The organism is Pustulibacterium marinum (genome assembly GCF_900116665.1).
Classification (GTDB): domain Bacteria; phylum Bacteroidota; class Bacteroidia; order Flavobacteriales; family Flavobacteriaceae; genus Pustulibacterium; species Pustulibacterium marinum.
Window position 1 is genome coordinate 13,678 of the sequence record NZ_FPBK01000023.1, and the last position, 21,253, is coordinate 34,930.

38 protein-coding genes are annotated in these 21,253 nt (G+C 36.8%); 2 read left to right on the plus strand and 36 right to left on the minus strand.

Going from position 1 to position 21,253, the window contains the following annotated elements:
- Position 1 precedes the first annotated feature (1 nt).
- From BM383_RS18060 to BM383_RS18230, 36 genes are all read right to left on the minus strand, one after another.
- Positions 2-772, minus strand: a complete 771-nt coding sequence (locus BM383_RS18060) for a hypothetical protein (RefSeq protein ID WP_093026558.1) — start codon at positions 770-772, stop codon at positions 2-4.
- The gene (locus BM383_RS18065) at positions 769-1,599 is read right to left on the minus strand and encodes a hypothetical protein (RefSeq protein WP_093026559.1); all 831 of its coding nucleotides are present in this window, start codon (positions 1,597-1,599) and stop codon (positions 769-771) included. The genes BM383_RS18060 and BM383_RS18065 overlap by 4 nt, the downstream gene beginning before the upstream one ends.
- A gap of 1 nt (position 1,600) precedes the next feature.
- On the minus strand, positions 1,601-1,858 hold the full coding sequence (locus BM383_RS18070; protein ID WP_093026560.1) for a hypothetical protein: 258 nt from the start codon (positions 1,856-1,858) through the stop codon (positions 1,601-1,603).
- Positions 1,842-2,423, minus strand: coding sequence for a hypothetical protein (locus tag BM383_RS18075; RefSeq protein WP_093026561.1), 582 nt, complete (start codon positions 2,421-2,423; stop codon positions 1,842-1,844). Before BM383_RS18075 ends, BM383_RS18070 begins: the two co-directional genes overlap by 17 nt.
- The gene (locus BM383_RS18080) at positions 2,423-2,794 is read right to left on the minus strand and encodes a carboxypeptidase-like regulatory domain-containing protein (RefSeq protein WP_093026562.1); all 372 of its coding nucleotides are present in this window, start codon (positions 2,792-2,794) and stop codon (positions 2,423-2,425) included. The genes BM383_RS18075 and BM383_RS18080 overlap by 1 nt, the downstream gene beginning before the upstream one ends.
- Positions 2,795-3,625: a hypothetical protein gene (locus tag BM383_RS18085; RefSeq protein ID WP_093026563.1), complete on the minus strand. Its 831-nt coding sequence runs from the start codon at positions 3,623-3,625 to the stop codon at positions 2,795-2,797.
- An 88-nt stretch (positions 3,626-3,713) separates the two neighbouring features.
- Positions 3,714-3,920 (minus strand): hypothetical protein, encoded by a 207-nt coding sequence (locus BM383_RS18090; protein ID WP_093026564.1) that lies wholly within the window; start codon positions 3,918-3,920, stop codon positions 3,714-3,716.
- A 4-nt stretch (positions 3,921-3,924) separates the two neighbouring features.
- Positions 3,925-4,722 (minus strand): hypothetical protein, encoded by a 798-nt coding sequence (locus BM383_RS18095; RefSeq protein ID WP_093026565.1) that lies wholly within the window; start codon positions 4,720-4,722, stop codon positions 3,925-3,927.
- Between the two features lie 11 nt (positions 4,723-4,733).
- The gene (locus BM383_RS18100) at positions 4,734-5,018 is read right to left on the minus strand and encodes a hypothetical protein (protein WP_093026566.1); all 285 of its coding nucleotides are present in this window, start codon (positions 5,016-5,018) and stop codon (positions 4,734-4,736) included.
- Between the two features lie 21 nt (positions 5,019-5,039).
- Positions 5,040-5,426 carry a hypothetical protein gene (locus BM383_RS18105; protein ID WP_093026567.1) on the minus strand — a complete coding sequence of 129 codons (387 nt, stop codon included), beginning with the start codon at positions 5,424-5,426 and terminating at the stop codon, positions 5,040-5,042.
- 83 nt (positions 5,427-5,509) lie between these two features.
- On the minus strand, positions 5,510-6,094 hold the full coding sequence (locus BM383_RS18110; RefSeq protein WP_093026568.1) for a hypothetical protein: 585 nt from the start codon (positions 6,092-6,094) through the stop codon (positions 5,510-5,512).
- A gap of 68 nt (positions 6,095-6,162) precedes the next feature.
- The gene (locus BM383_RS18115; protein WP_143106470.1) at positions 6,163-6,597 is read right to left on the minus strand and encodes a hypothetical protein; all 435 of its coding nucleotides are present in this window, start codon (positions 6,595-6,597) and stop codon (positions 6,163-6,165) included.
- 49 nt (positions 6,598-6,646) lie between these two features.
- Positions 6,647-7,456 (minus strand): hypothetical protein, encoded by an 810-nt coding sequence (locus tag BM383_RS18120; RefSeq protein WP_093026570.1) that lies wholly within the window; start codon positions 7,454-7,456, stop codon positions 6,647-6,649.
- Positions 7,456-8,910, minus strand: a complete 1,455-nt coding sequence (locus BM383_RS18125) for a hypothetical protein (protein ID WP_093026571.1) — start codon at positions 8,908-8,910, stop codon at positions 7,456-7,458. The genes BM383_RS18120 and BM383_RS18125 overlap by 1 nt, the downstream gene beginning before the upstream one ends.
- 170 nt (positions 8,911-9,080) lie before the next feature.
- On the minus strand, positions 9,081-9,416 hold the full coding sequence (locus tag BM383_RS18130) for a hypothetical protein (RefSeq protein ID WP_093026572.1): 336 nt from the start codon (positions 9,414-9,416) through the stop codon (positions 9,081-9,083).
- The gene (locus BM383_RS18135; protein ID WP_093026573.1) at positions 9,409-9,810 is read right to left on the minus strand and encodes a hypothetical protein; all 402 of its coding nucleotides are present in this window, start codon (positions 9,808-9,810) and stop codon (positions 9,409-9,411) included. The genes BM383_RS18130 and BM383_RS18135 overlap by 8 nt, the downstream gene beginning before the upstream one ends.
- Entirely contained in the window at positions 9,807-10,049 is a 243-nt protein-coding gene (locus BM383_RS18140; RefSeq protein ID WP_093026574.1) for a hypothetical protein, read from the minus strand. Before BM383_RS18140 ends, BM383_RS18135 begins: the two co-directional genes overlap by 4 nt.
- 116 nt (positions 10,050-10,165) lie before the next feature.
- On the minus strand, positions 10,166-10,471 hold the full coding sequence (locus BM383_RS18145) for a hypothetical protein (protein WP_093026575.1): 306 nt from the start codon (positions 10,469-10,471) through the stop codon (positions 10,166-10,168).
- 105 nt (positions 10,472-10,576) lie between these two features.
- Positions 10,577-10,798, minus strand: coding sequence for a hypothetical protein (locus BM383_RS18150; protein WP_093026576.1), 222 nt, complete (start codon positions 10,796-10,798; stop codon positions 10,577-10,579).
- Entirely contained in the window at positions 10,795-11,031 is a 237-nt protein-coding gene (locus BM383_RS18155) for a hypothetical protein (RefSeq protein WP_093026577.1), read from the minus strand. The genes BM383_RS18150 and BM383_RS18155 overlap by 4 nt, the downstream gene beginning before the upstream one ends.
- Positions 11,012-11,662: a hypothetical protein gene (locus BM383_RS18160; protein WP_093026578.1), complete on the minus strand. Its 651-nt coding sequence runs from the start codon at positions 11,660-11,662 to the stop codon at positions 11,012-11,014. The genes BM383_RS18155 and BM383_RS18160 overlap by 20 nt, the downstream gene beginning before the upstream one ends.
- A gap of 127 nt (positions 11,663-11,789) precedes the next feature.
- Positions 11,790-12,104: an acyl carrier protein gene (locus BM383_RS18165; protein ID WP_093026579.1), complete on the minus strand. Its 315-nt coding sequence runs from the start codon at positions 12,102-12,104 to the stop codon at positions 11,790-11,792.
- 10 nt (positions 12,105-12,114) lie between these two features.
- Positions 12,115-12,363, minus strand: coding sequence for a hypothetical protein (locus tag BM383_RS18170; RefSeq protein WP_093026580.1), 249 nt, complete (start codon positions 12,361-12,363; stop codon positions 12,115-12,117).
- A 19-nt stretch (positions 12,364-12,382) separates the two neighbouring features.
- Complete coding sequence (locus tag BM383_RS18905; RefSeq protein ID WP_177229163.1) at positions 12,383-12,547, minus strand: hypothetical protein; 165 nt, start codon at positions 12,545-12,547, stop codon at positions 12,383-12,385.
- Between the two features lie 31 nt (positions 12,548-12,578).
- Positions 12,579-13,373 (minus strand): phosphoadenosine phosphosulfate reductase domain-containing protein, encoded by a 795-nt coding sequence (locus BM383_RS18175; RefSeq protein WP_093026581.1) that lies wholly within the window; start codon positions 13,371-13,373, stop codon positions 12,579-12,581.
- Positions 13,374-13,526: 153 nt separating this feature from the next.
- Positions 13,527-13,841, minus strand: coding sequence for a hypothetical protein (locus tag BM383_RS18180; RefSeq protein WP_093026582.1), 315 nt, complete (start codon positions 13,839-13,841; stop codon positions 13,527-13,529).
- A 10-nt stretch (positions 13,842-13,851) separates the two neighbouring features.
- Positions 13,852-14,409, minus strand: a complete 558-nt coding sequence (locus tag BM383_RS18185; protein ID WP_093026583.1) for a hypothetical protein — start codon at positions 14,407-14,409, stop codon at positions 13,852-13,854.
- A 13-nt stretch (positions 14,410-14,422) separates the two neighbouring features.
- A complete protein-coding gene (locus BM383_RS18190; RefSeq protein WP_093026584.1) occupies positions 14,423-17,251 on the minus strand; it encodes a hypothetical protein in 2,829 nt (942 codons plus the stop codon).
- 24 nt (positions 17,252-17,275) lie between these two features.
- Complete coding sequence (locus tag BM383_RS18195) at positions 17,276-17,587, minus strand: hypothetical protein (protein ID WP_093026585.1); 312 nt, start codon at positions 17,585-17,587, stop codon at positions 17,276-17,278.
- A gap of 105 nt (positions 17,588-17,692) precedes the next feature.
- The gene (locus BM383_RS18200) at positions 17,693-17,995 is read right to left on the minus strand and encodes a hypothetical protein (protein WP_093026586.1); all 303 of its coding nucleotides are present in this window, start codon (positions 17,993-17,995) and stop codon (positions 17,693-17,695) included.
- Between the two features lie 7 nt (positions 17,996-18,002).
- Entirely contained in the window at positions 18,003-18,254 is a 252-nt protein-coding gene (locus BM383_RS18205) for a hypothetical protein (protein ID WP_093026587.1), read from the minus strand.
- Positions 18,255-18,264: 10 nt separating this feature from the next.
- Entirely contained in the window at positions 18,265-18,471 is a 207-nt protein-coding gene (locus tag BM383_RS18210) for a hypothetical protein (protein WP_093026588.1), read from the minus strand.
- On the minus strand, positions 18,471-18,695 hold the full coding sequence (locus BM383_RS18215; RefSeq protein ID WP_093026589.1) for a hypothetical protein: 225 nt from the start codon (positions 18,693-18,695) through the stop codon (positions 18,471-18,473). The genes BM383_RS18210 and BM383_RS18215 overlap by 1 nt, the downstream gene beginning before the upstream one ends.
- A complete protein-coding gene (locus tag BM383_RS18220; protein ID WP_093026590.1) occupies positions 18,692-18,991 on the minus strand; it encodes a hypothetical protein in 300 nt (99 codons plus the stop codon). Before BM383_RS18220 ends, BM383_RS18215 begins: the two co-directional genes overlap by 4 nt.
- Positions 18,988-19,224: a hypothetical protein gene (locus BM383_RS18225; protein WP_093026591.1), complete on the minus strand. Its 237-nt coding sequence runs from the start codon at positions 19,222-19,224 to the stop codon at positions 18,988-18,990. Before BM383_RS18225 ends, BM383_RS18220 begins: the two co-directional genes overlap by 4 nt.
- A gap of 12 nt (positions 19,225-19,236) precedes the next feature.
- On the minus strand, positions 19,237-19,452 hold the full coding sequence (locus tag BM383_RS18230) for a hypothetical protein (RefSeq protein ID WP_093026592.1): 216 nt from the start codon (positions 19,450-19,452) through the stop codon (positions 19,237-19,239).
- Positions 19,453-19,672: 220 nt separating this feature from the next.
- Between BM383_RS18230 and BM383_RS18235 the strand changes: the two genes are divergently transcribed.
- Both BM383_RS18235 and BM383_RS18240 read left to right on the plus strand, forming a co-directional pair.
- Positions 19,673-20,035, plus strand: a complete 363-nt coding sequence (locus BM383_RS18235) for a hypothetical protein (RefSeq protein WP_143106471.1) — start codon at positions 19,673-19,675, stop codon at positions 20,033-20,035.
- 33 nt (positions 20,036-20,068) lie between these two features.
- Positions 20,069-20,782, plus strand: coding sequence for a hypothetical protein (locus BM383_RS18240; RefSeq protein ID WP_093026594.1), 714 nt, complete (start codon positions 20,069-20,071; stop codon positions 20,780-20,782).
- The last annotated feature ends 471 nt before the right edge of the window (positions 20,783-21,253 follow it).

Here is a 21,253-nt window from a genome sequence, read left to right on the forward strand (position 1 = left end):
TTTAGTTTGAAAGGGTTGTGTATTTTATAGTTATGGTATTTCTAGTATTTGGAATTTTTGTAAGTAGCTCTATTTCGGTTTCGCTGTTGACGTAATAATCTTCGTATTCGTTTAACAACAAACCATTCATATACACTCCGGTTACTTGGTTGTAACCATTGGGTTGACTAGGCGCTAGTAGCTTGCTGTCCGTTGGCGTAATGTAATACACATCGGTAGCGTTGTATCGGTTGTACGCCAAACGACCATCGGTAACGGTGAAATCGGTTGTTGTGCTTTGTACAATTCCGCTACTCTCTGGTAGATCGGCTGCGGTTATGTAGCCGGCATCGTTAGTTAGCTCCGAAATGTTATCGCCACTTTGAACGTAGGTAACTGGTATAGAAGTTAAATACCCGGCATCGTTCATTAAGTCGCTAATATCATCCCCTACGCTGATAAACTGCGTTGTACTGTTATCGTAATTGGATAGATCATAATCTACGGTTCCACCACCGGTTCCTACTTCGTCCAAGTATGCTAAAGCTCTAGCTGCTCCGGTAGTGTCTACCGCAAAAACATGGTTTTGTAAATGTGCAAAAGCTATCAACCCTTTAAAACTATAAGGGTGTGATAGTATAGAAGCGCTGTCTACTTGGTTGGTACGTTCGTCACTAGCTGTTGGAGATTGAATATTGAATCCAGTACCAGTGTTTATTCCTCCGTTGTCTACTACTTGTGCTATAGCAGATAACGAAAACAGTAAAAGAAATATGCTTATTAACTTTTTCATTCTATGCTATAGTCTAGGTTCGTAAATGTTTTTAAGCTCGTTGTACGGTAGAAGTAAGCCGTTGTTGTGCTTCCATCAGCTAAACTCAACGTTATGGTTTTACGCTGAAACTCTTTAGTAGCATCTCCCCAACTACCAACACTTTGCGCAAAGCCGTTACCGTCTTTAATCGTTGCATTTCCATTGGTAGAAACAAAAACGATATACTCATTAGCCGGACTCATGGTTCGGGTAATGTTATCGTTGTTTTGTATGTACTTCAGTACGTTTGGCTGTGCTTCTATGGTTGCATACGTACCGTCAAAATCTGAAAGCGTGGTAGTTCCTGCCCATTGTGGTACATAGGTGTTAAATGTTGTGCTAGTGCTGTTACTTCCGGAAACTCCTAACCTTTCATAGTTGATAGATAATGTATAGGTAATGTTTGTAGTAGTGGTTAGACCTGTGATGCTTTGCGTGCCTTGATCTACGTTTGCCAATACATTGCCAACTCCCTGACTTATGGTGGCTGTTGTAATGCTATCATTGTTAGAAACTAGATTATAGTTAATGCTATAGCTATTTACAACGCCACGTTCTCCACTACTTGGTGTACGGTTAATACTGAATGTGTAATTGGTATATTCAGCCGGATTTACTTCATATTTTGATATTCCAACCAAAACTCCTTTTCGGTCAATTCCTGCAATTAAATCTACAGAATCAATCGGCCGTCTAGGTAGCTTCGTTAGATCAACTCGTAAACCATTCGGTAATGGCGTTGGGTTGCCTTGTGCTTGCGTAAACAAGCAGAAAAACAACGCTAGTATAGTGAGTAGGTTTTTCATATTAATAACTGAACATTATAGATAAAACATCGTTTTCAAAAACCGGGTAATTCAGTAGCGTAAAGCTTGTACCGTCTAACTCGTAATTGTTAGTTCTAGGAACCGGCGTATTGTTTAAAACTATCAGCAAAATCTTCTTTGGAACCACCGGTAATTCAACAACATTATTGTTATCGGCTGGTATACCAAAATCAATTGCGTCTATATTAGCTTCAGCTGTTACAGTACTGGAAAAATGTAATTTACTTCCTATTCCCATGATCGTTTTTGTTAATTTTTAGAATTAAAAGGGTTATAGAAGCTGCTAACAAAAGGAGTAAAAAAGCGTTTTTTTTTACGTTGCTACCTTTTGGTACATCTACGCCCAAAATGGCTAAAGCATCTTTATAATCTTGGTCACTAATTAAGTTTGCAGTTGTGGCGCCATTTTCAAATAAAATGATCGCTTTTACGATTAAAACCAACATTGGCTGTGTCATTTCAGGAATTACGTAATTGGCTGCAAAACCTAATTTGCCTACCATGTAATTAATGTAATTATCGGTTTTGTTTTCGGTTGGCGGTGCATAACTGGTAATAAGCTTTGCAATGGTGTTTTCGCCACCTTTGTAACCGTTAAAAACATCGTGCATCATAGCACGTAAACCGTAGCGCAATTCCTTGAACTGCTCAAATTTCTTTACAACCGTATTACCGTCTTTATCTTGGTTCTGACTGTACGGAATTTTACCTTCCCACTCGATACCAGTATAGATAAGATTTCCGGGATTGTTGTTGCTCAATCCTCGTGCTACATCTTCTCTATTTAGGAAACTGGTATACATTATAATGTTACGTTTGCGGTTTTGGGTTGGTTGTACGCTATTACTCCGGTAATTAATGCCAGTGTACCTACCACTGCTATAATTTTACCAGCGTTCTTTTTTAACGGGGTGACTACCACGTCATCTAACAGCTCTACACTGTCACTCATTACAATTGTAGACGGTACACTCCCAGCAGTAGCAAAAGTTTTCGTTTGTAAGCCCACAAAAGAGACTACTAAATTTCCTCTTTCAGCTGGTAAAGAAAACTGCCCGGCGTTATTGGTTATAGTACCGTTTTTTGTGGTTTCGTAAAATACATTTGCGCCAGGAATCGGCGTTCCGTATTCGTCTGTAACGGTAGCGGTTATGTAGTTGGCTGCTAGTAACATTTACTTGATTTTTTTATTTGTGATCTCGTTATCCCATACCAAACCGTAAGTAGCTCCAATACCAAGCCAACCGCCTTTTTCTACTATATAATAGCGAGAAATAGGATTTTCAGTAAACAATACTGAAGTAACTACTTTGCCTATTTCGTCACCATAGCTAAAGTTTTCGTACAACTCATTGGTAGATTGCCATTTTTTAGCATCGTCATTATAAACAGCTTTTTTTACGGTCAATGTAGAACCATTCACCGCTGAATAAACAGTATCGCCGGCTAGTATAATATCATAGGTTCCGGTAGCTTCATTTACTTGCACATCTCCTTTGTTGTTAATGATGTTCATAAAACTGATATACACATCTCCACTGGCTTGACTAAGATCGTCGCTTAAATTACGGTCGAAAACCACATTATACGCTTTGGCTACTTCTGTAAGGTCGGTTACATTTTCAGCTATAGTGTATAACTGGCTGGTATCTGTAGAAATATTGAACGAAGGTAAAAACCAACTTAAAACTCCTGAAGGCTCAAAATTCAAAAAAGCATCGTTGATGATTATAGCTGCTTGAATATTTGGATTGCTAATATTGGCTTCTAAGTACTTTTTACGTCTGTATTTCTTGTATTGCTTGTGTGTTAAATAAACACCTCCGGCAACACCAGCGATTAAAAACAGTTTCTTTAAAAAATCGCCCGTTTCTGCAATAATAGTGGCTTGATTATCTAAAGATTTCCCAACGATATTACCAGCGGTTTTCACTATCTCTGGGTTGCTGGCTGCTGTTATAAGTGCTGCCGGATTTCTTAACTTATGTTTACTGTTTTTACTCATACTTTTAAAAATTTGGTTTCTGAACCCGACACTATGGCGAATGCCGGGCAGAAACCGCTTAAACTCACCAACACAACTATTTTTAAGCTTATTCTTTAATGCCGGTTAACGTTTTAATGGTTTTCCAGCTTTTGTCTAATTTCTTACGTGCGGTTGTACTTTTAGCCAACTTGTAGAGTTTGTCTACTTCCTCGTCTGTTAATTCTTCAGCAATAAATTTGATTGCTGTTTTTTTTGCATCTAAACCAAAAACGGTAGCTGCTTTTACTTGTACTGTTAAATCTCCTTGTGCCATGAGTTTATTGTTTAATTAAATTGTGTTTCTTTAAAAGCTCTACCATTTCAGTTTCATAGGCTTCCTGACCAAATCCTGAAAGAATAATATTTAAGAACTGAATAGTTTGATCTTGATAGTTTGCCAGTGATTGAACAAACTTTTGTTTGACATCTGAAAGTTGTACACCGTTTAAGGCTGGTACGCTAGAACCTTTAGGAATTAAACCCGAAAACGCTTCGATAAGCTCCGGGCTGTCTGCTATTTTGGTTAAGATAGCTTCTAAACCTCCGGGCTTCCCTTCAATTCCCAATTCATAGCGCATAATTTGGCGGTCTTGATCTCTATTTTCTTTTTGAAGGCGTTCATTTTCACGCTGTAATCGCTCCTTTTCTGCTTTAAGATCATCGTAATTACCAAGCTTGGTAATTTCTGCAAAACCTAAACCGGGCATACCTTGTAAACCTAAATTTTGCGCTGGTTGTGCCGGGTTTGTTGGGGCTTGTGATTGGGTTGGGTTTGTCATTGGTTCCGGGGTTGGTTCTTGTGCTTCGCCGTTGCTGTTAAACTTTACTTTAAAGGGCTGAAACTTGGTAGATTTTTTAAATACGCTACCGTTTTTTCTACGTGGAAAAATCTCTACGTTTGCAATACCCTTGTCAATTAGACTTTTAATGTAGTTTTCTACGCTACCGGCTTTTTTAACTGCCATATCGCCGGTGACGTTTGTACCCACATATTTATGCGATTCCAAATCAAAAATTGTAACCGCATGGTACTTGTCTTCTTTTAAAAGTTGTATGTGTTCTTCTAGTTGTGACATTTGGTGAGCTTTTATGATCTACAAGACACTTCTACAGTGGCATAATCTACAAATGCAATATTGTTTTGTTCTCCTACTACATCCGGGTTGGCTTTGAATCTTAGTTTCTCTTTAAAATTCACATAGTCAGAACCATGATCGAAATAGAAACTTTCTTTATAGCCATATTCACGACCACAAAAAACCATGATAGAATTACCCCAATTGGTAACTTCTGCTTTGCAACAAAAAGGAATTGTTATAGTAGTTTCTTGTGTGTGTTTATCCCAAGATTGATTTAACTGTATGCGTGCCATGCGAGTAGTTTTAAAAATGAATTATAACGAGCATTGCTCTGTTAAGGCTCCGGGAGTTGTTGAAGGGTCATAAGCTAATACTAGAGAGCCTACTAAATCATTATCTAAAGCAGTTTCAGCTGTAATAACTAACTTGTATTGTCCTCCCTTTGACTGCTCTAAAATTGGCATCAAACTATCTACGTAGCTGGCTGATGCTCTTTGTTTCCAAGCAGCTATATTTACAGGGTTCTGAACTACTTGACCTCCTCCTGTTTTAAGCTCAACATCTACAAGTTTACCATCGGCTTCACCGTTTGTAAAAATAGCACCGCCAATAATCTTACCGGCATCCGGTGTAAAGATTACGGTTGCAGTAGTTTGACCAGCTGGTAACGTAAAAGCTTGATTGAATAAATACGGTCTCATAACTTTTGAGGTTAAAAAAAGCCTAAGCCGGGTTTAGCTTAGGCTTTTTAATGATTAGAAAATTTAAAATGTATAGGAATGAATTACTTTAGGATTTTCACCACTTTTAATTCTACTCTAAAATTGACTTCAGCCAACGCTCCACCTTCTAATGTTGGTGCAGCCGCTCCTTCTACTCCGTCTAAAACAAAGTCAAAGTTTACAGCTCCTTTTATTACAGGTGCACTCGGAACCCCTACGAAATCGTCTTCAATACTGGTAGCGGAATACGTATTATGCAAAGCGGCTACAGTATCACGGAAAATTTCACTACCTCCATGGTCAATGTAAAACTCTCCATTTCTCCAAAGAGCTGGCAATACATCAGCCCATTCTGCTGCTTCAGGACTTCCAGCTTTCGTGTCACCCAAAATTCTAATATGAGTAATCACAACATCCTCATTTGAACTTATTTTATTTTGGTCAGGAATATTTGTAATACCAACTTTAGCACTTTTTTGAGGTGATTTTGAAAGCAATTTTAACGTTCCTTGTTGTCCTTTCAAACTAACACCATAATACAAGGTGGTTTGTTGAAAATCTTTCATTGCGGCTAAGTTTCCGCCTTGTGATTCGTATGCTTCTAAAGCATATTTTACGTAGCCTTCCGGCATATCTTGTGTAGTCATCTGTATTCTGCTTTTTTTGATTGATGAATGAACTCTGATTGAAAAAATTTTACTTGTAAAACGGGTGATTAAGCCGCTCTTCTACGCATAGCAGCAAAAACCGGGTTTCCAGCCGCAGCTATTTGCTGTTGTTGCATTGCTGATCTAATACCTTTGATCGCTTCCTCTGTAGCGGTACTGGTAGTGTCCTCACAAGGGCATTTTCCTAATGCTCTAGCTGCAAACTTTTCTACGGGGTTACTGGTATCTAAACCGTCTGTAACTCCGTTGGCTTTTGCAAAACCTTGAATGGTTCTAATTGCTTGCATCGTTGCAGCTCCAATGAATCCCCATTGAGCATATTCATTTTTCATTGTCATTGCTAACAATGTGTAGCCTGCTGCCTGTGCAAGCCTGATGGCGGCGGCTACATTTTTGTCGGATACTTCAGGCATTAACCCGGCAACTCCGTCTGAAACAACACCCGAAATTGATGCTGTACCTACTTTACCAAGTGTCTGCATAACGTCCTTTTTTTTAGGCTTCTTTAACATGGTTCTATAAATAAATTAATTAATAATTATTTCTTGTTTGGTTTTTCTCTTTACCACGGGCAACTGCTATGAGTAATAGCGTTCCGGCAACACCGCCAACAATCCATCCTATCGTATTACTTTTTTTGGCTTTGGCGGTTGTGGTGTCTTCGGTTGCCGTGGCTATTGTTGTTTTGGTTTCGGTTGCGCTTGCTAGCGTATAGGTTTTACCGCTTACTTTTACTGTATTACCGGAAAATTTATACAACCCGGAATAAGCTGCTGTAGAAATATCCTTGGTAGTTGGCTCTACTGCCAGTTGTATTCCCAGCTTATCAGCGGTTAAAGCAATAGCGTTTTCAAGTTCCGTTGCAATGCTTTGCAAAAACTTGTTTCTAGCTGAAATCAATACACTGGTAAAGCCAGTTTCTCCATTCTTTTCTGAATATGGAATATACGCTAGTGTAACATCTATAAAGTCTTGTACTTGATTAGCGATGGTAACAAAATTCTCTGTGTTTACACCGCCTAATAGATTTTTGATCTTATTAAGCATAGGTGTAAAGGATGATTGCTGCCAAACACTTAATAACATATCTTCTCTAGTATCTCCGGTAGCCGGTTGCTCCACTTTTACCGGTTCTGCCACTGTTGGCTTTACAGTTTGTACCGGCGTTGTGGTTGGCGTGGTTACGGTTTCCGTTTTGGTTGGCGTTACGGTTTTGATAGGCGTTACGCTTTTGGTAGGTGTAATTACCTCCAAGTTTCTCGTTGGCTTTATAACAGCTGCGCCTTCCTTTATAAGTGAGGTAGCAGCCGGATTTATGATATTTCCGCTTGTTACTCTCATTATTTTGCTGCCTTTTTAGGTTTTACATACGTGTCATAAGCGTATTTACCACCTACGATCACTGCGGTAGCTGCCAACGCATAACCTACCATTTTAACGCCACCGCCCATTGAAGCTTCAGAAACATTCGATTTTTCTGCTACTGTAGCTGTAGTAGTACCGGTTCCTATGGTAGTGCCTGTGTTTTTAGTTCCTCCAAAAGAGATAATACCTCCGTTAGAACTGCTAGAACTTGTAGACGTGGTTTTGTTACCTACTGTGAATTTCTCATAGTTATACGGGTGAGCGCTGTTTCCTTGTGTAAATTTTCCGCCTTTGGTGTAGCCGGGTAAATTGAAGGAAATTAAAGTTCCGTTTACAACGCCTTGGCTGTTTAACTGGTAGCTTTGAGAAAGTTGTTGCTTAATATTCGCTATGTAATCTTGCGTTATTTGCGCTCTTTTTGCGTGTCCTTTTTTGGTGCAACTCGCAAAGTCTTTTTTAGAGCCTTGATCTGCATCCCAATAATATGCGTAAAGCCCTTGCATTAACTTGTTAACAGTATTGGTGTTTACTGCTTGATTAATGCCTGACTGCTCTGTTAAAAATGGTAAATCTAAATCGGTATCTGCTACGGCTTCACTTTCGCTGTAGGAAGCTCCCCAGCAAGATAAATCTAGCCCGTTTGCAAGTATATTACCTATTGTAGACTGGTAGATGGCTCCGGTGTCTATTCCGGCAGCTTCAGCGGCTCCAATAGCCGTTGCAATTGGAAGTCCTAAACCGTGATTGGGTGAAGCTGTAGTTATCTGTAAACCTCTTGGTCTACGGTTTGGCGTAGCGTGTACCACTCCGTTTGCCGGCGCTACTCCATTTAATCTCATGTGTCTTAAACCGCTCATAAATTTATCTTTTTTTGCAACGATCATGGTTTCTATAGACGGGTTAATGGTTCCGTCTATGACGTAATAGCCGCCGTTAAGACTATTACTGGTTTGGTTGTGTGGTACTATTATGTAAACATGGGTGAAATACTCCGGGTAATACGATGCCTGTTTTATTTGGCGTATGTAAAAATTGATACCCAAACACTTTAAAATACTCCCGGCTAAGATGCTGTAGCTCTTACAGTCTATCCCTTTTTTGCGTGTATGCCATGAACACGCCGGTGATCTTAAATTTTGTGTTTTTTTATCTGCCCAATACTGATAATGCCAGTATATGAACTTATGAATATTGTCACTTGTGTTATTCAATGAACTGGAAAGTAAAAGCGGCGCTACCTTTTCCATTTGCCAGTAATACTGCTCTATCATATAGGCTATTTCTTCTACAGAGAAGGAAGTATCTCCTTTGCCTGAAAAAGAGCCTTTGCAGTAGGTTTTTGGTATAAGCTGGTTATACTCCTTACCGGATTTTATAGAACGTTGTGATAGTTGGTTGAGTTGCTCGTCTGTTACATAGCTATTACTCATTTTGTGCTTTTACTTTACACAAATATGCGAAGGGAATTTTTTAAGGTGCTAGTTTAAGGAAGGTTACGCCACGTTTTGCAACGTTTTGACAGTTTTTGCAACGTTACGCAAGGTTAAGACACGTTATAAACGTAAAAATTCCCGAAGCTTTATGTTTCGGGAATGTAATTTTAATTGAAGACTGGTATTCCATGAGCATAAATGTCTTCAGTTAGGTTTTTCCATGTAATAATGCCCGAACCTCTATTTTTAGCCCATTTAATTAGATCATATATATAGTTTACACATTTACCTATAATACCATCGCCTAAATCTAAAATAAAAATCATTATTTTCTTATCAGTTTCTATTTCAGAAGCTTCAAAATGCTTTGCAATGGCTTTTAGTACCCAGCCACCATCTTTCTGAATTAATTCATTGTACAACGGTTCTATGTGTTCAATTTGTGATAACATCAATAATAATCTACATTCGTTTACCGTTAGAACTCTTGTCTCTTTACTCATGGTTTAACTGTTTAACTTTTAAACTTCTAATACAATCAGGTGTTTGTTTTGATAAAAATCCATTTTTATCATAAACACCAATACCTCTATGTTTGTAACTTTCAATAAGAATTTCATCGCCTTCAGTGATAAACTGTGTCTCTGAAGAAATCTTCCAATAATATTGAGCATCTATAATTGGTTGCACCATTTCGGCAATTTGCTTGTCATTCAACCATACTCCTTCAATGGCTAATCTATTTTCAAACAATAAGGTTTTATGATTTTTATTTTTTACGTAAATAAACTCAAAGCCTTGGTAATTAAAAGGATATGCAGCAACATACTTTCCTTCTTCTTGTATAAACTCTACTTTTATACCTTCTTTCTTCAAATTTTTGTTCTTTTTACTCATATTGTCAATCTTAAATAATCTCCATAGGTTAATACTCCTTTTTCGTATATGACTTCTAAGCAGCTTTCTAACGAAGCGTTTTTTAAATCTTCTAAATGAAGTATTATAAAACCGTCAGAAGGCTGGTATTCTATAGAAAATTCAAACGCTACCTTATCAATTATTTCAGCTTCTAAGTCACTTACAACGCTTAGATACTTTGCTCTAGCGGCGTGTAGTTTTTTTACTTTTCTTTTCATCTGTATGTAGTTTTTTGGGTTCTGAATCGTCTATACAACCGCATTGCAATAGTGCTTTGCGTGTGGTTTTACCGCAAGAACAGTGTATTGCTCCGGTGTAGTTGGCGGTTTTCATACTACTGGTAAATGTGATTAATGGCGTGGTCTACTATTTTATTAATCTCTTTCTCCGTGAGCGGCTTGTTTTTTTGTAAGCGGTCGTGCTGATTAATCATCGCATCAACTATACAGTGTGTTAGTTGCTTTCTGCTCATGGTGATTTGATAGTCAGGCGATTTGGTGGCTTGCTTATCTATGGCTTTTATTTGATAAATTACGTAGTAATGCGTAATTACCATTGCAACCGCTATAAGCGTTGCTGAAGCTAGTACTACAAGTAGAAAACCTGCGGTACTGATGTCGTTGAAAGGAGTCGTATTCATGATTATACAGTTTTTTTAAGTGAATTTTGATTTTTAGCCGCTTTCTCCTAAAAGTGGTATATAGTGTTGTTAGAGGTTGCGAACGTGTTGCAACGGCTTTTAAAATCAATAAGATTCTATAAGAAGTGTTTTTATAATGTCTTTTAAACTAAAAGTAGCAGTCGCTTGAACTGTATCAGCTTTTGCATGGTGACTAACAAATTTTTCCGGTAAACATTCCGGTGTTGTTTTGTAACCGACTACAAGTTTTATATCATCATTTGTTATTATTTCAATATCTGGGAAAAAATCACTCCCTTTGCTGTGTACTACTAAAATTGATGTCATCTTGAAATTAATTTAACTGTTGCTTTTTTGTCTCTAATGCGAATTGATACTTCTTGTTTTTGCGTGCTGAAGGCTTTTGCAAATATTTTGTCTTTGTACTGGCTGCCAAACAGCTTTTGCAGCTGTCCGGCTCCTGTAAGTTCTGCTCCGGGTTTACCATCGTAATACACTTTTACTAGAAAGTTTTGGTTTACGAATGCCCGGTCTTGGTTGTCACTTGGTTGGGCTGGCATGGTTTCCTAATAAGAGTTGACCTGAATTAAGCTGCTTAACAATTTCAGTTTCTTCTTGATCTAAGAAATTGAAAAGTATTTTACTTATTTTCTGCAAGCCGTCTTTTGCTTTGCAAAGTGTTTGATAGGCTTCATCTGAATACGGAACTATAACGGTTTGATTACTCAATCTCATATTAATTCTTCCTTTTGTAAAACCGTTATTTGTTTTTTTAGCGTAAAACCATTGGTCGTTACCGGTAGAGTAAATTTCCTTTATTAAAACAGTAATTTTAAAACTTAAACTGTCGGGGCTATCACTAAAACCCATTTTATGAAATTTACTTTTATAGTGATTTGAAATACTAATTGTATCACTGATTACATCTGCAAAAAAGCCATTTACTTCATAGATAATACCTATGTACATTTCTTCTCTAGTATTGGCTTCTAAAAACTTGCCGTAGGGAATAAGTATTAAATCTTTTAGAGCTTTCAATGTGCGCTCTCCTAATTGAGTCGATCTTAAATCTAATACTTCTGCTACAACACGATCTACCTTTATTCTGAAAAGCCCGTCTTTATTGACGTTTATATTGTAACGGTAATCTTCTCCGTAAATGTGTAATTCTATTGTATCTACTTTTGCCATATCTGTTTTTTTTTAATGTTGTGAGTGTTCTTTGTATGGGTTTTCATAGCCCGGCGGTGTGCCGTGTATCTCTATAAATTCTTTGAGTTCTAACGGGTGTATGATACGTACCGCCCGGTCTTGGTTGTCACTTGGTTGGGCTGGCATAGTGATTTCTATAAATGAAATTAGCAACTCCTTCAATAGTTTTTCTTTCAAAAACCTTGTCGTTTATAGAAACACCTAAATCCTGTTCAATATCCATTATCAATTCTACCATACCATCATTATCAAACCCTAAATCTTTTTCTAGGTGATATTTACCGGGTTTTTTCGTGGTTTTCTTTTTGACTTTTAACCATGAAGAACCAGTGATTCCACCAGCAAATTCATAGGAAAGTTCACGAGCTATAGTTTCTACTCTTTTTTGAACTGAAGCTTTACTTAATTTTGTATTTGCCATATCTATTTTTTTAATGTTGTGAGTGTTCTTTGTACGGGTTTTGAAAGCCGGGCGGTGTACCGTGGATTTCTATAAATTCTTTGAGTTCTAACGGGTGTATGATACGTACCGCCGGGGCTTTGGTTTGTTGCAAACCCCTTTTTGCAATGATAATGGTGTTTATTTCTGTACGTATAAACTTTTCACTCATGCACAAACCATAATGTTTGTACATCCATTGTTTTGTGATGGTGGTTGGTAAGGATTTTAGGTTGTTCATTGCAATAGGGGTTTGTGGGTTATCTAATTTCTTTCCAAATGAAAGTTTTCTCCGTATGCTGTGCTTTTAAGTTTCGGCTGCTTACGTTGTTCTTTTTGCAAACAGCTTGCAATGCTGCTGCTTCGTCTTGTTTGTGGAAATTTTTGATTTCCTTAAATGTTCTTAGTTTCTTAGGTACTCCCATGATTTAAAAATGATTTATGATTAATTATTATTTACATTCTCCAATTTTCTACTACTTTAGGCTTGTAGCCTTTTTGAATAGCTTCTTTTACTGAAGCTAAAGAGCAATCTGCTTTGAAAGTGTGATTGATCTTTTCTTCTACTTCTATATATTGATCTAATAACTCCGGGTTGTGAATACCGGCTATTACCAGTGCGTTAAACGGACTGAAAATGCAAAAGCAACATGACAACCGTGGCATTCCAAGATCATAAGCGAAATGATATGGAAGATTATTAGATTTAATTATGTGCCATACTTTTTCTGTTGACCAGTTATGTACTGGTAGCCAATCATAAACAGTTCTCTTTTTAGTAGTGAGCATACTGTTTAATTTAAACTCTAGTTTTTTAGCTCTGCTAGGACTTTCTTCTGCTCTAAATCCAAAAACGTATAATACTTTACACTCTCCTAAATCTTTCGTTAAAGCCGTTACAATTCTAGCTCCGGGCGCTCTTTTGTAATCTGACGTACACCATCTTTGGTTATTGCTAGCCCATTTACCACGACGTTCTGCATATTCCAGCAAGGTTTCTTCGTAACCAGCTTTATTTCTACGTTTTGAATACACTGTATTAAAGCCAAAATAAGATGATTGAGTGGCTACCAGTTCTTTTGTGCCTTTCCATTCCATAGCTCCCAAATCTTGGTGAGAAACTATTATCTTATCAATATCATAGTTTTGCTCCGTTGCAACTCTGTGTACTTCATATTTTGCTACTAATGAATCTTTCCCAGCACTGGAATTAATAATTATCAGATCGTAATTATGTAAGTTTAAATTCATTGTTTCAAAATCTTTTCGTTATACAAATTTTCTAGTCTTATGTTGGCGGTTTCTCGCTTATTAAACTGCCCGTGTAATTCTCCGTTTATTATCCACTGAAAACAAGTAGCAGAAAATGGCACTATAGCGGTGTAAATACCTATGCTGTCTAATTCACTTTGCATTTTCCGGTACTTCTTTGCTGGTTTTCTCATTTTCGTTGTCTATATCGTCAAAAAAAGTAACTGGAACGTAGATCATTCCTTTTTGGAACCATTGTACAAACTCCGTTACGTCCATGTCTTCACTGGTGTAATAGTCTTTGTTGTCAAGTACTTCCGTTTTTGGGTTGTACAGGTAGAAGATCATACCGCTACGTATAGCGCCCTTTGCAAATGGGTGTGCAAAATGCCCTTTTGGGGCTTTTTTTAGCTTTTGCGTTACCTCTAGGGTTTCTGGGGTGGTTACTTTTTCGTCGGGTTCTAGCATGGTTTACGGTTTAAAATGGTAAATCGTCATATTCATTAGGACAAGTGTGTGCTTTTTTAACAGCTAGTTTTGGATTGAATTTTTTAATTATATCATATTCATGGTTTGCTTGTAGTTCTTTAAATTTTAGAACTCTAGCTTCTAAAAAACTTACTAATTCATCCAAAAAATGCCTTATAGAAAGATCTCTACTCAATAAATGTCTCAAATGCTCTCGCTCTACAACCACGAAGTTTTCGGGAGTAATACAATCATCAGTTATAACATATAGATACGCTGGATTAAATGGTATTTGATTTATGTACCCATAGGCGGTGCTACCTTTGCAAAGAAATTCTACATAACAAGAATGAATAATAAAATCAAAGTCAGCTATAGTACCTGAATAATTACAACTTACACCTTTGTAATTATCTTTACTTGTTGATTCCCATAGTTTACCAAAAAGTTCTACCTCAATTTGATTAATTACCAGCCAAAATATTTCGTGTTTCATATTTATGACTGGAATATTGATTTTTACATCAATAAAATAAGGTTGTGTATTGTAATTTGAAACGGTTCTCATATCCTATCAATTTTTAAAATGGTAAATTGTCTGTGTCTTTTTCAATTTGTTCAACGCCTTGCAATGCTTCGCTTTCAGCTGGTTTTACCGAAGCTTCGTTTGGTTTGGTGTTTATGATATAGTGCATAATACTGTTACCGGTACCATTCTCTACTGCTTTCTTACGTTCAACCGACCAGCCTTTTATTTCGCAATACATAATAAACAGCTCGTTGTGCTTTTGAGCGCTTTTTGCAAACTTGCCTACTTCTGCTTTGTAGTCTTCATAAATTACTTTACAAGGGAATTTTTCTGCTAATATTCCGGCATTGTCTTTTAAAAATTGTTCTGTATGCTTCCACATAGCATCGCCAATTTTCTGCATATGATTTCTTATAAGGATGTCGTCCATTGGGGTTTCTATTACTTCATCTGTAGACAAGTAAAAGTGTAGGCATTGCATCATAAAATTGAGATCGTTGTTCCACTCCTTTTCCGGGTAGTCTCCTTTTAAAATGTCTTTACCTCCAAAATCGTCTGATATTTTTCTAGTAAATGGGTATTCGTTGTCTTCTGTAGCTTTATGGTAATAGTCACCAGCGTAATAGATCAACAATCTACGTTGCAACGATGGGTCTAAATCTTTGGGTACAAAGTTGGTAGTAGCTGTTAGTTTTGGGCTGTCTTCAAACGGAATCTCATATATGGCTCCACCTTTGTGGTTGGCGGTCATATCTCCGGTAACGTGCGGAAAGTGTTGCATATAATTATGGTTTGGGCTTAAATCATCATAATTAATTACGTCCGTTTTTTCCGTAACACCATCTAAAGTAAATTGCTTGTTTTCTTCAGATAACAGCTTCCCTGATTTCTCTTTCCAGTTACGTAACAAGGTTCGCAAACAAGAAATTAAGAAGGATTTACCACTACCTCCGTTGCTTTGCAACACATAACTACCTATCTTTTTATCTACACCTAACACCATAAGCGCTTTTGAGCTTATTTTGTATTTGTGTAGCAAGTAGCCAACGGTGTATATTTTGTTGATTAGGTGAAGCTCTTGCAGTCTGTTTTCGTCTTTAGTTAACTTTTTGCTGTTTATGTTGAAACGGTTGGTATCATGCCCGGTATTGTTGGCATCTTTAGCCCAATACATACGGCTGGTATTTATGAGTACTTTAAAGTAATTGCTGGCAATGTCATGTATATTGATACGCCATTCGCCCAGCTCGTTTTTTGTGATTTCAAAATGTGACTTTTGCAAATTGAAATTGAAAGGCACTATATCTCTTTGCCAAATTTTGTTAGGTACTTCGCTATATTTTAAAGCCACAATACGCTCGTTTGTCACCTTTACGGCTCTATTTTCAAAGAAATAGATTTGGCTAGTAGCTGTCGCCGTTTTGGTTTCGGGGTACGTTTCTGTTAAGGTTAATAAATTGGCTTCGCTGAAATAAGGCGATAACATTATTTTCTCCCAAATTTCGGTAGATACTCCGGTATCTTTCAACCATTGCAATACGTGGTTTTTTACTTCACGTGGCGAAACTACTTTGATAATGTTACCCACAATATGCACAATGCGAGTTTCTTCTATATCGTTGGTACTGGTAACTTTGTAAATGTGAAAACCTTGATGCTGTAAAAAGTAATATAGGTTTACAATATTCAACTTCCAAGGGCGAGCTTTTTGTCCGGTATAGAACCAAAATTGAAATTGCAACGCTTGATTGATGAGTTTTTGAAAACGTGCTTGCACCACTTCTAACGGGGCGCTCTTTTGCTTGGTCACGTAGTCTCTAACGTCTTTAATTTCAGATTTCCCAACCTTTTTAGGTAACCAAATTGTTTTCAACGTAAGAATGTTTAAACCTAGTTCTACTGCTTTAGACACTCCGGTTTTGTCAAGATCGGGAAGGTAATAAACTACTTTTGCAATTTGTTTTAGCTCGTTGTATTCTGCTTTGGTTAATTGCTCACTTTCAGAATTAAACCAAATAACATTATAACCAAGGCTAGCAGTGTTAAGTCCGTCAGAACCACCAGTGCAAACAATGATGCTAGGTAGTAATAATTCGTCTAATTCATCTTGATATTCTTTGCGTTCTTCTCCTTTAGAATCTCTCACAAGCCTTCTAAAGGCTTCGATTTGATCTATATCTACCAACTCCATTGCACGCTCCCAACCGTAAATATGTCGGTCTGGCTTGTTTCCTAAGTAATGATGTTTTAACGAATACTTATCGTCTTTACTGGCTTTGGGTTCGTACACCTTTGCAAATTCATCAAATAGGTACGCAAATATTGGGTAGTTTTCGGTTGGTTTAACCGTTAACAGTGTAGGCTTATTGGTTTTTGAAGAAATAAATATCTTTTGATAATATTCAACTTCTACTACATTGTATTCACTGGCTAAATATGGCGTACAGAAGGGCGCAAACTCTTTAACACGTTTTGCAACGTCTTTGGATTCCACGTGCCAAAAGTCCTTCCCTTTTTCTTCCAGTTCTTCATCGGTTAGGGTTTTGTACTCTACTTCCGCTTTAAAAATTGGAATACCAGCAGTTTCTAAACCAGCAAACGCATATAAGAATTTTAAAGCTTCAGGGAAATCCAAGTTGTTTTCTTCCATGCAAATGTCAATAGCGTTTTTGCTATCGCTACTACCGTGGTCAAAAACAACGTAGTGACCTTTGTCTCCCATAAATAGAGAGCAGGAAGGTGTACGCTCGCTTTCACGTAATTTAAAATGCTTATTCTTTTTATCTTCACAACCTACAGAATCCGGGTAAACGCTATGTATGTACGTTAGTCCTCCGTTGGTTGCTTCAAAAAATTCGTTTTTGTCGTACTTGTACGCCATTTTGTGCTGGTTAGGGTTGGTTTTTTATTGTTGCGCTAGTTGTTGTTGAAGGCTTTGCAAACGGGCGTTATACTCCGGTAGTAATAATGCTTTCACGGTATCGGAAAATTTTCCCATTTTAGAAAGTTTATCAATTTGCAGTTTTACATGATCTATTTGATCTTCTACAGTAACAAACTTATTATAGCCAACCGCAAAACCTTCTTTTGCAACTGTTTTAATGCAGTTGTCTATTAGATTATGGAGGTTGAAAGCTATTACTTCAAGGTCTTCACCTTCTAGCGCTTTGGTTTTTACAATAGCGCCTATTTTAATTCTGATCTCTTTTTCTGTCATGGCGGTGGTCTATTTTTCGTTGGATAAGAAAATGTTTACTGATGCAGCGCAAAACGTGTAGTAAGAGCATTGCAAATACTATGGCGTAGATGGTGTAGATTGCTTTCATGGCATTACTTTTATAAGTCTACCACATCTTTTTTTAACGCTTAAAACTTTCCAAGTTTCAGGAGTGTTTGGTATCATCATTTTTTCTTTACCATCATACATTCCTTTTACAAAAAGCTTATTGGCTAATTCTTCTGAAATAGCTATACTATCAACTGAATTATGATAACCGGGAATTGGTTTTTCATACAAACCAGCTTGATCTTTTGAAAAACAATAACCAGCGTTATTGGGTCTCCAAAGTGTTGTGTATTCTTCGTGAAAATACGTGTGTGCTAATGAAACAATATAAAAAGCCATAATTCTACTACGATTTAAGTTTTTCTAATAATTCTTTTTGATGCTTTTCTTCTGCAATCAAAACTTCTAAAATGCCCGTTGCAAGTGCCGTATTGGTTTGGCGCTCCGGGTTTTGCAAATAGTTAGACAAGCTTTGACGGCTAAACGGTTTTTGTTTACGGTTTAGTAGCCCTTTTTCTGCTAATTTTTTGCTTAACGTATTGGCATAATGGCTGCCAAATACTTTTTTAATACGTTGTACGTGGGTTTGATCTATCATGTTGAAGGGTTTACTTTTTCTTTTTCAGCGTATTCACGGCAATAGGCTTGGTTAACCAGCTTGTTTTACCGTGGGTTACATACTTGTAACCATTTTGCAGCTTTGCAGCTTCTTGCTGCTTTGCAATAGCCAAAACCGTGAGGGCGGTTTGGCGTTGACGGCTCCAATACTCGTTACTGGTAATGTTTTCTTTGTCGGTAGTGGGTTGTGTACTCATTATTCTTTATTTTGTAATTCTGTTAAACTTTGCAAATGCTCAATTAAACTGTTCATCTGTTCACCATCTATATACACTACTTGTCTTCTGTCATTTTCCAAATCAAAAATGAATCTGTAATACTCCCCATCATTGTATTTAGCTACAAAAAATTTTGATTTTAAATACTTACAAGCAGAGCTTCGTTTATATGAATTAGATACTTTTGCAAAAAACTTTCTCATGGCTTTGGGGTTTTAGAAGTTTCACTTGCTAGATTCTGCTTTCTTTTTTGCTCTAAGGCTTCTTTTGCAGCTTTTGAGAGGCTATATAAAGCACACCAGATAGTTGCATGGTTTAAATCTGTGGCAGATATAAAAGCATCTCTTAAATCTTTATGATTATTGGCTTTTAGCAGTATGTATTCTATATTATTAACAGCAACTGAAGCTTCATCAAATAACCTATATATGTCTTGTAAATTCTTTTCCGATAAATCGGATTCTAACAAAAGGGCTGTTTTTTTGTCTTGTGTACTCATGGCTTTGGGGTTTCCGTTATCACATCTACTCTATATTTCAAAACCCTTGATTCTCCATTTACTGGAGAAATAAAATTTAGTTTTGTGCCTACTTCTAGATCATTACACGGGTCTGTAACCCCACCGACATATAATTGCTTATGGAATGGTCCACAATCAACTATTTCACCATCGTGGTTTACATCCCACCACAGAATATCTTGTCCTAAATCTTCAAACAATACTCGTTTCATATCAATCAATTTTTATTTGTTCCAGTTTGGGAACTGTTTTTTAAAATCATTTAAGTCTCTACGGTATTCCTTAATTATTCTTGAAGGAATTTTGTTGTATGCCAAATAAGGCAGGTATTTATCTCGCAAAGCGTTTTCTGCCTTTTTTTGTAAAAACCCGGGCGCAAGGGTTTGGGGTTCGCCCGGGCTATTGTGGAGGGAAAAAGATGTTTTTGCAATGCGTTTCATTAGATTCTTACTTTTTCAAAAAATCCCTACAAATGGGGATTTTTTTGTGTATATTTTGTGTTAGTTTTGTTTACGCTATGTTTTTGTTTTGTAGCTGTTACAAATATAGAGTATTTCTCTATTTAACAAAAAAATAAATAGAGTTTTTCTCTAAAAACCTACTAAATAGTTGAAAATGAATGTAAAAGAAAGATTAAAATTATTTATCAAAAGCCAAGAAATGAGCATTTCAACCTTTGAAAAGCAAATTAAAGCTTCTAACGGATATGTAAATTCTATATCCAAAAGCATTGGCATAGATAAATTAACCAACATAATAGAGAATTTCCCTAATCTTAGATTAGAGTGGCTTTTTGCAGAGAAAGGAGAAATGCTGAAGTCGGACGAACCTTATACATTACAGGAACCACCCACTGTTTTGCAAGAACCCGAAATAAATCAATACCGAACAGCATCAGAAACTATAAAGGATAAGGAAGCTATTATAACTTCCATGCAAGCAACCATTGATTTGCAAAAAGAAAAGATTGAAGAATTGCAACATCAATTAGCCAGTGTTAAAAGGGGAAGAAACGCTGGTTAAAAATTGGATTATTTATAAAAACAAAAACTCATTATGAAAAAAATTTACTTACTATTTTTACTATTTATCAACGTCTCTATAGGACAAGAACTAGCTATTCAAGATTATAATTACAGCGTTTCTGATAGTGTTAACGGTGCAGTCAAGAATTTATCTGAAGAAAAAATATACATTGTTGACTTTGGGGACAACAATCAAAAAATGATTGAAAAAAGTAGCTTCTTTATGTTTGAACATCCTTACCAAAAGGAAGGTAGCTACGTAATTACCCTTTATGATCTAAGTGATGGTAAAAAGGCTGTTAGTGCAAAACAAGTAACCATTGCAAAAGAAAAAAAAACACTTCGTATTTCTAAAATTACATTTTTAGATTACAACCCTATAAAAGATACTGGAGCTGCATGGGATTTAGCCACCGGAGGAACTTACCCTGATGTCTATATGAAATTCTATAATCCAACCACTGGAAAATCATTAGGTCACACACAAGATAGAACTAGACAAAACGTAAAGGCAAAATCCCCTATTTCTTGGAGCTTCGAATCCTTTTCTCTCAATAAGGAAACTTTAAAAGATGGTTTCGAAATTCAATTTCTTGATTATGATAGCATTTCAGGAGATGATACCATTGGCGGTATCGCTTTCAAAAATGCACTAGCTACATTCAAAGACCAATCAGGAACCATAACCATAGACGATATAGAAAAGTATAATTGTGCTTTTTCTATAGAATACTCTTGGGAATAAGAAAAAAGCGATTGTCGTAACCCTTTATCTTCTTTTCTTTTTTATTATTTCCGATTTTTCGGAAAGGTAATATAAAGTAGAAATATAAAGGAAATAGTAAAAAAGCGCTGAACCCCTGTAAATACAGGCTTTGCACTTCATATTTCCGGTATTTCCGATTTTTTTTAATAATATAAATATAAGAGAGGTAAAGGAGAGACGGCGCTCTCACCGCCTTTTGAAAAAAGGAGGTTTTAATAAGGTGTTCGGCGGTAGCCTCACGCATTTAGTGTTTTTTAAAAAGCTGGAAAGGCTTGGAAACACAGCGGAGTTCGCTACATAACACGTGTCAAATTTGAGTCAAATAGAGGTGTTTTTATGGCTTTTTAAAAAATATACTGTACTGATAACTAGACCATCTGAAACGAGAATAGAGCGAATGAAAATCCCGTCTTCGCTACTCCAAAGCTCGAAACGGTAGGAAATACAATG

Bases quoted from the DNA above. Each gene is read 5' to 3' on its own strand.
- BM383_RS18060 (WP_093026558.1), bottom strand. From the start codon at position 772: ATGAAAAAGTTAATAAGCATATTTCTTTTACTGTTTTCGTTATCTGCT.
- BM383_RS18065 (WP_093026559.1), bottom strand. From the start codon at position 1,599: ATGAAAAACCTACTCACTATACTAGCGTTGTTTTTCTGCTTGTTTACG.
- BM383_RS18070 (WP_093026560.1), bottom strand. From the start codon at position 1,858: ATGGGAATAGGAAGTAAATTACATTTTTCCAGTACTGTAACAGCTGAA.
- BM383_RS18075 (WP_093026561.1), bottom strand. From the start codon at position 2,423: ATGTATACCAGTTTCCTAAATAGAGAAGATGTAGCACGAGGATTGAGC.
- BM383_RS18080 (WP_093026562.1), bottom strand. From the start codon at position 2,794: ATGTTACTAGCAGCCAACTACATAACCGCTACCGTTACAGACGAATAC.
- BM383_RS18085 (WP_093026563.1), bottom strand. From the start codon at position 3,625: ATGAGTAAAAACAGTAAACATAAGTTAAGAAATCCGGCAGCACTTATA.
- BM383_RS18090 (WP_093026564.1), bottom strand. From the start codon at position 3,920: ATGGCACAAGGAGATTTAACAGTACAAGTAAAAGCAGCTACCGTTTTT.
- BM383_RS18095 (WP_093026565.1), bottom strand. From the start codon at position 4,722: ATGTCACAACTAGAAGAACACATACAACTTTTAAAAGAAGACAAGTAC.
- BM383_RS18100 (WP_093026566.1), bottom strand. From the start codon at position 5,018: ATGGCACGCATACAGTTAAATCAATCTTGGGATAAACACACACAAGAA.
- BM383_RS18105 (WP_093026567.1), bottom strand. From the start codon at position 5,426: ATGAGACCGTATTTATTCAATCAAGCTTTTACGTTACCAGCTGGTCAA.
- BM383_RS18110 (WP_093026568.1), bottom strand. From the start codon at position 6,094: ATGACTACACAAGATATGCCGGAAGGCTACGTAAAATATGCTTTAGAA.
- BM383_RS18115 (WP_143106470.1), bottom strand. From the start codon at position 6,597: ATGCAGACACTTGGTAAAGTAGGTACAGCATCAATTTCGGGTGTTGTT.
- BM383_RS18120 (WP_093026570.1), bottom strand. From the start codon at position 7,456: ATGAGAGTAACAAGCGGAAATATCATAAATCCGGCTGCTACCTCACTT.
- BM383_RS18125 (WP_093026571.1), bottom strand. From the start codon at position 8,910: ATGAGTAATAGCTATGTAACAGACGAGCAACTCAACCAACTATCACAA.
- BM383_RS18130 (WP_093026572.1), bottom strand. From the start codon at position 9,416: ATGAGTAAAGAGACAAGAGTTCTAACGGTAAACGAATGTAGATTATTA.
- BM383_RS18135 (WP_093026573.1), bottom strand. From the start codon at position 9,810: ATGAGTAAAAAGAACAAAAATTTGAAGAAAGAAGGTATAAAAGTAGAG.
- BM383_RS18140 (WP_093026574.1), bottom strand. From the start codon at position 10,049: ATGAAAAGAAAAGTAAAAAAACTACACGCCGCTAGAGCAAAGTATCTA.
- BM383_RS18145 (WP_093026575.1), bottom strand. From the start codon at position 10,471: ATGAATACGACTCCTTTCAACGACATCAGTACCGCAGGTTTTCTACTT.
- BM383_RS18150 (WP_093026576.1), bottom strand. From the start codon at position 10,798: ATGACATCAATTTTAGTAGTACACAGCAAAGGGAGTGATTTTTTCCCA.
- BM383_RS18155 (WP_093026577.1), bottom strand. From the start codon at position 11,031: ATGCCAGCCCAACCAAGTGACAACCAAGACCGGGCATTCGTAAACCAA.
- BM383_RS18160 (WP_093026578.1), bottom strand. From the start codon at position 11,662: ATGGCAAAAGTAGATACAATAGAATTACACATTTACGGAGAAGATTAC.
- BM383_RS18165 (WP_093026579.1), bottom strand. From the start codon at position 12,104: ATGGCAAATACAAAATTAAGTAAAGCTTCAGTTCAAAAAAGAGTAGAA.
- BM383_RS18170 (WP_093026580.1), bottom strand. From the start codon at position 12,363: ATGAACAACCTAAAATCCTTACCAACCACCATCACAAAACAATGGATG.
- BM383_RS18905 (WP_177229163.1), bottom strand. From the start codon at position 12,547: ATGGGAGTACCTAAGAAACTAAGAACATTTAAGGAAATCAAAAATTTC.
- BM383_RS18175 (WP_093026581.1), bottom strand. From the start codon at position 13,373: ATGAATTTAAACTTACATAATTACGATCTGATAATTATTAATTCCAGT.
- BM383_RS18180 (WP_093026582.1), bottom strand. From the start codon at position 13,841: ATGCTAGAACCCGACGAAAAAGTAACCACCCCAGAAACCCTAGAGGTA.
- BM383_RS18185 (WP_093026583.1), bottom strand. From the start codon at position 14,409: ATGAGAACCGTTTCAAATTACAATACACAACCTTATTTTATTGATGTA.
- BM383_RS18190 (WP_093026584.1), bottom strand. From the start codon at position 17,251: ATGGCGTACAAGTACGACAAAAACGAATTTTTTGAAGCAACCAACGGA.
- BM383_RS18195 (WP_093026585.1), bottom strand. From the start codon at position 17,587: ATGACAGAAAAAGAGATCAGAATTAAAATAGGCGCTATTGTAAAAACC.
- BM383_RS18200 (WP_093026586.1), bottom strand. From the start codon at position 17,995: ATGGCTTTTTATATTGTTTCATTAGCACACACGTATTTTCACGAAGAA.
- BM383_RS18205 (WP_093026587.1), bottom strand. From the start codon at position 18,254: ATGATAGATCAAACCCACGTACAACGTATTAAAAAAGTATTTGGCAGC.
- BM383_RS18210 (WP_093026588.1), bottom strand. From the start codon at position 18,471: ATGAGTACACAACCCACTACCGACAAAGAAAACATTACCAGTAACGAG.
- BM383_RS18215 (WP_093026589.1), bottom strand. From the start codon at position 18,695: ATGAGAAAGTTTTTTGCAAAAGTATCTAATTCATATAAACGAAGCTCT.
- BM383_RS18220 (WP_093026590.1), bottom strand. From the start codon at position 18,991: ATGAGTACACAAGACAAAAAAACAGCCCTTTTGTTAGAATCCGATTTA.
- BM383_RS18225 (WP_093026591.1), bottom strand. From the start codon at position 19,224: ATGAAACGAGTATTGTTTGAAGATTTAGGACAAGATATTCTGTGGTGG.
- BM383_RS18230 (WP_093026592.1), bottom strand. From the start codon at position 19,452: ATGAAACGCATTGCAAAAACATCTTTTTCCCTCCACAATAGCCCGGGC.
- BM383_RS18235 (WP_143106471.1), top strand. From the start codon at position 19,673: ATGAGCATTTCAACCTTTGAAAAGCAAATTAAAGCTTCTAACGGATAT.
- BM383_RS18240 (WP_093026594.1), top strand. From the start codon at position 20,069: ATGAAAAAAATTTACTTACTATTTTTACTATTTATCAACGTCTCTATA.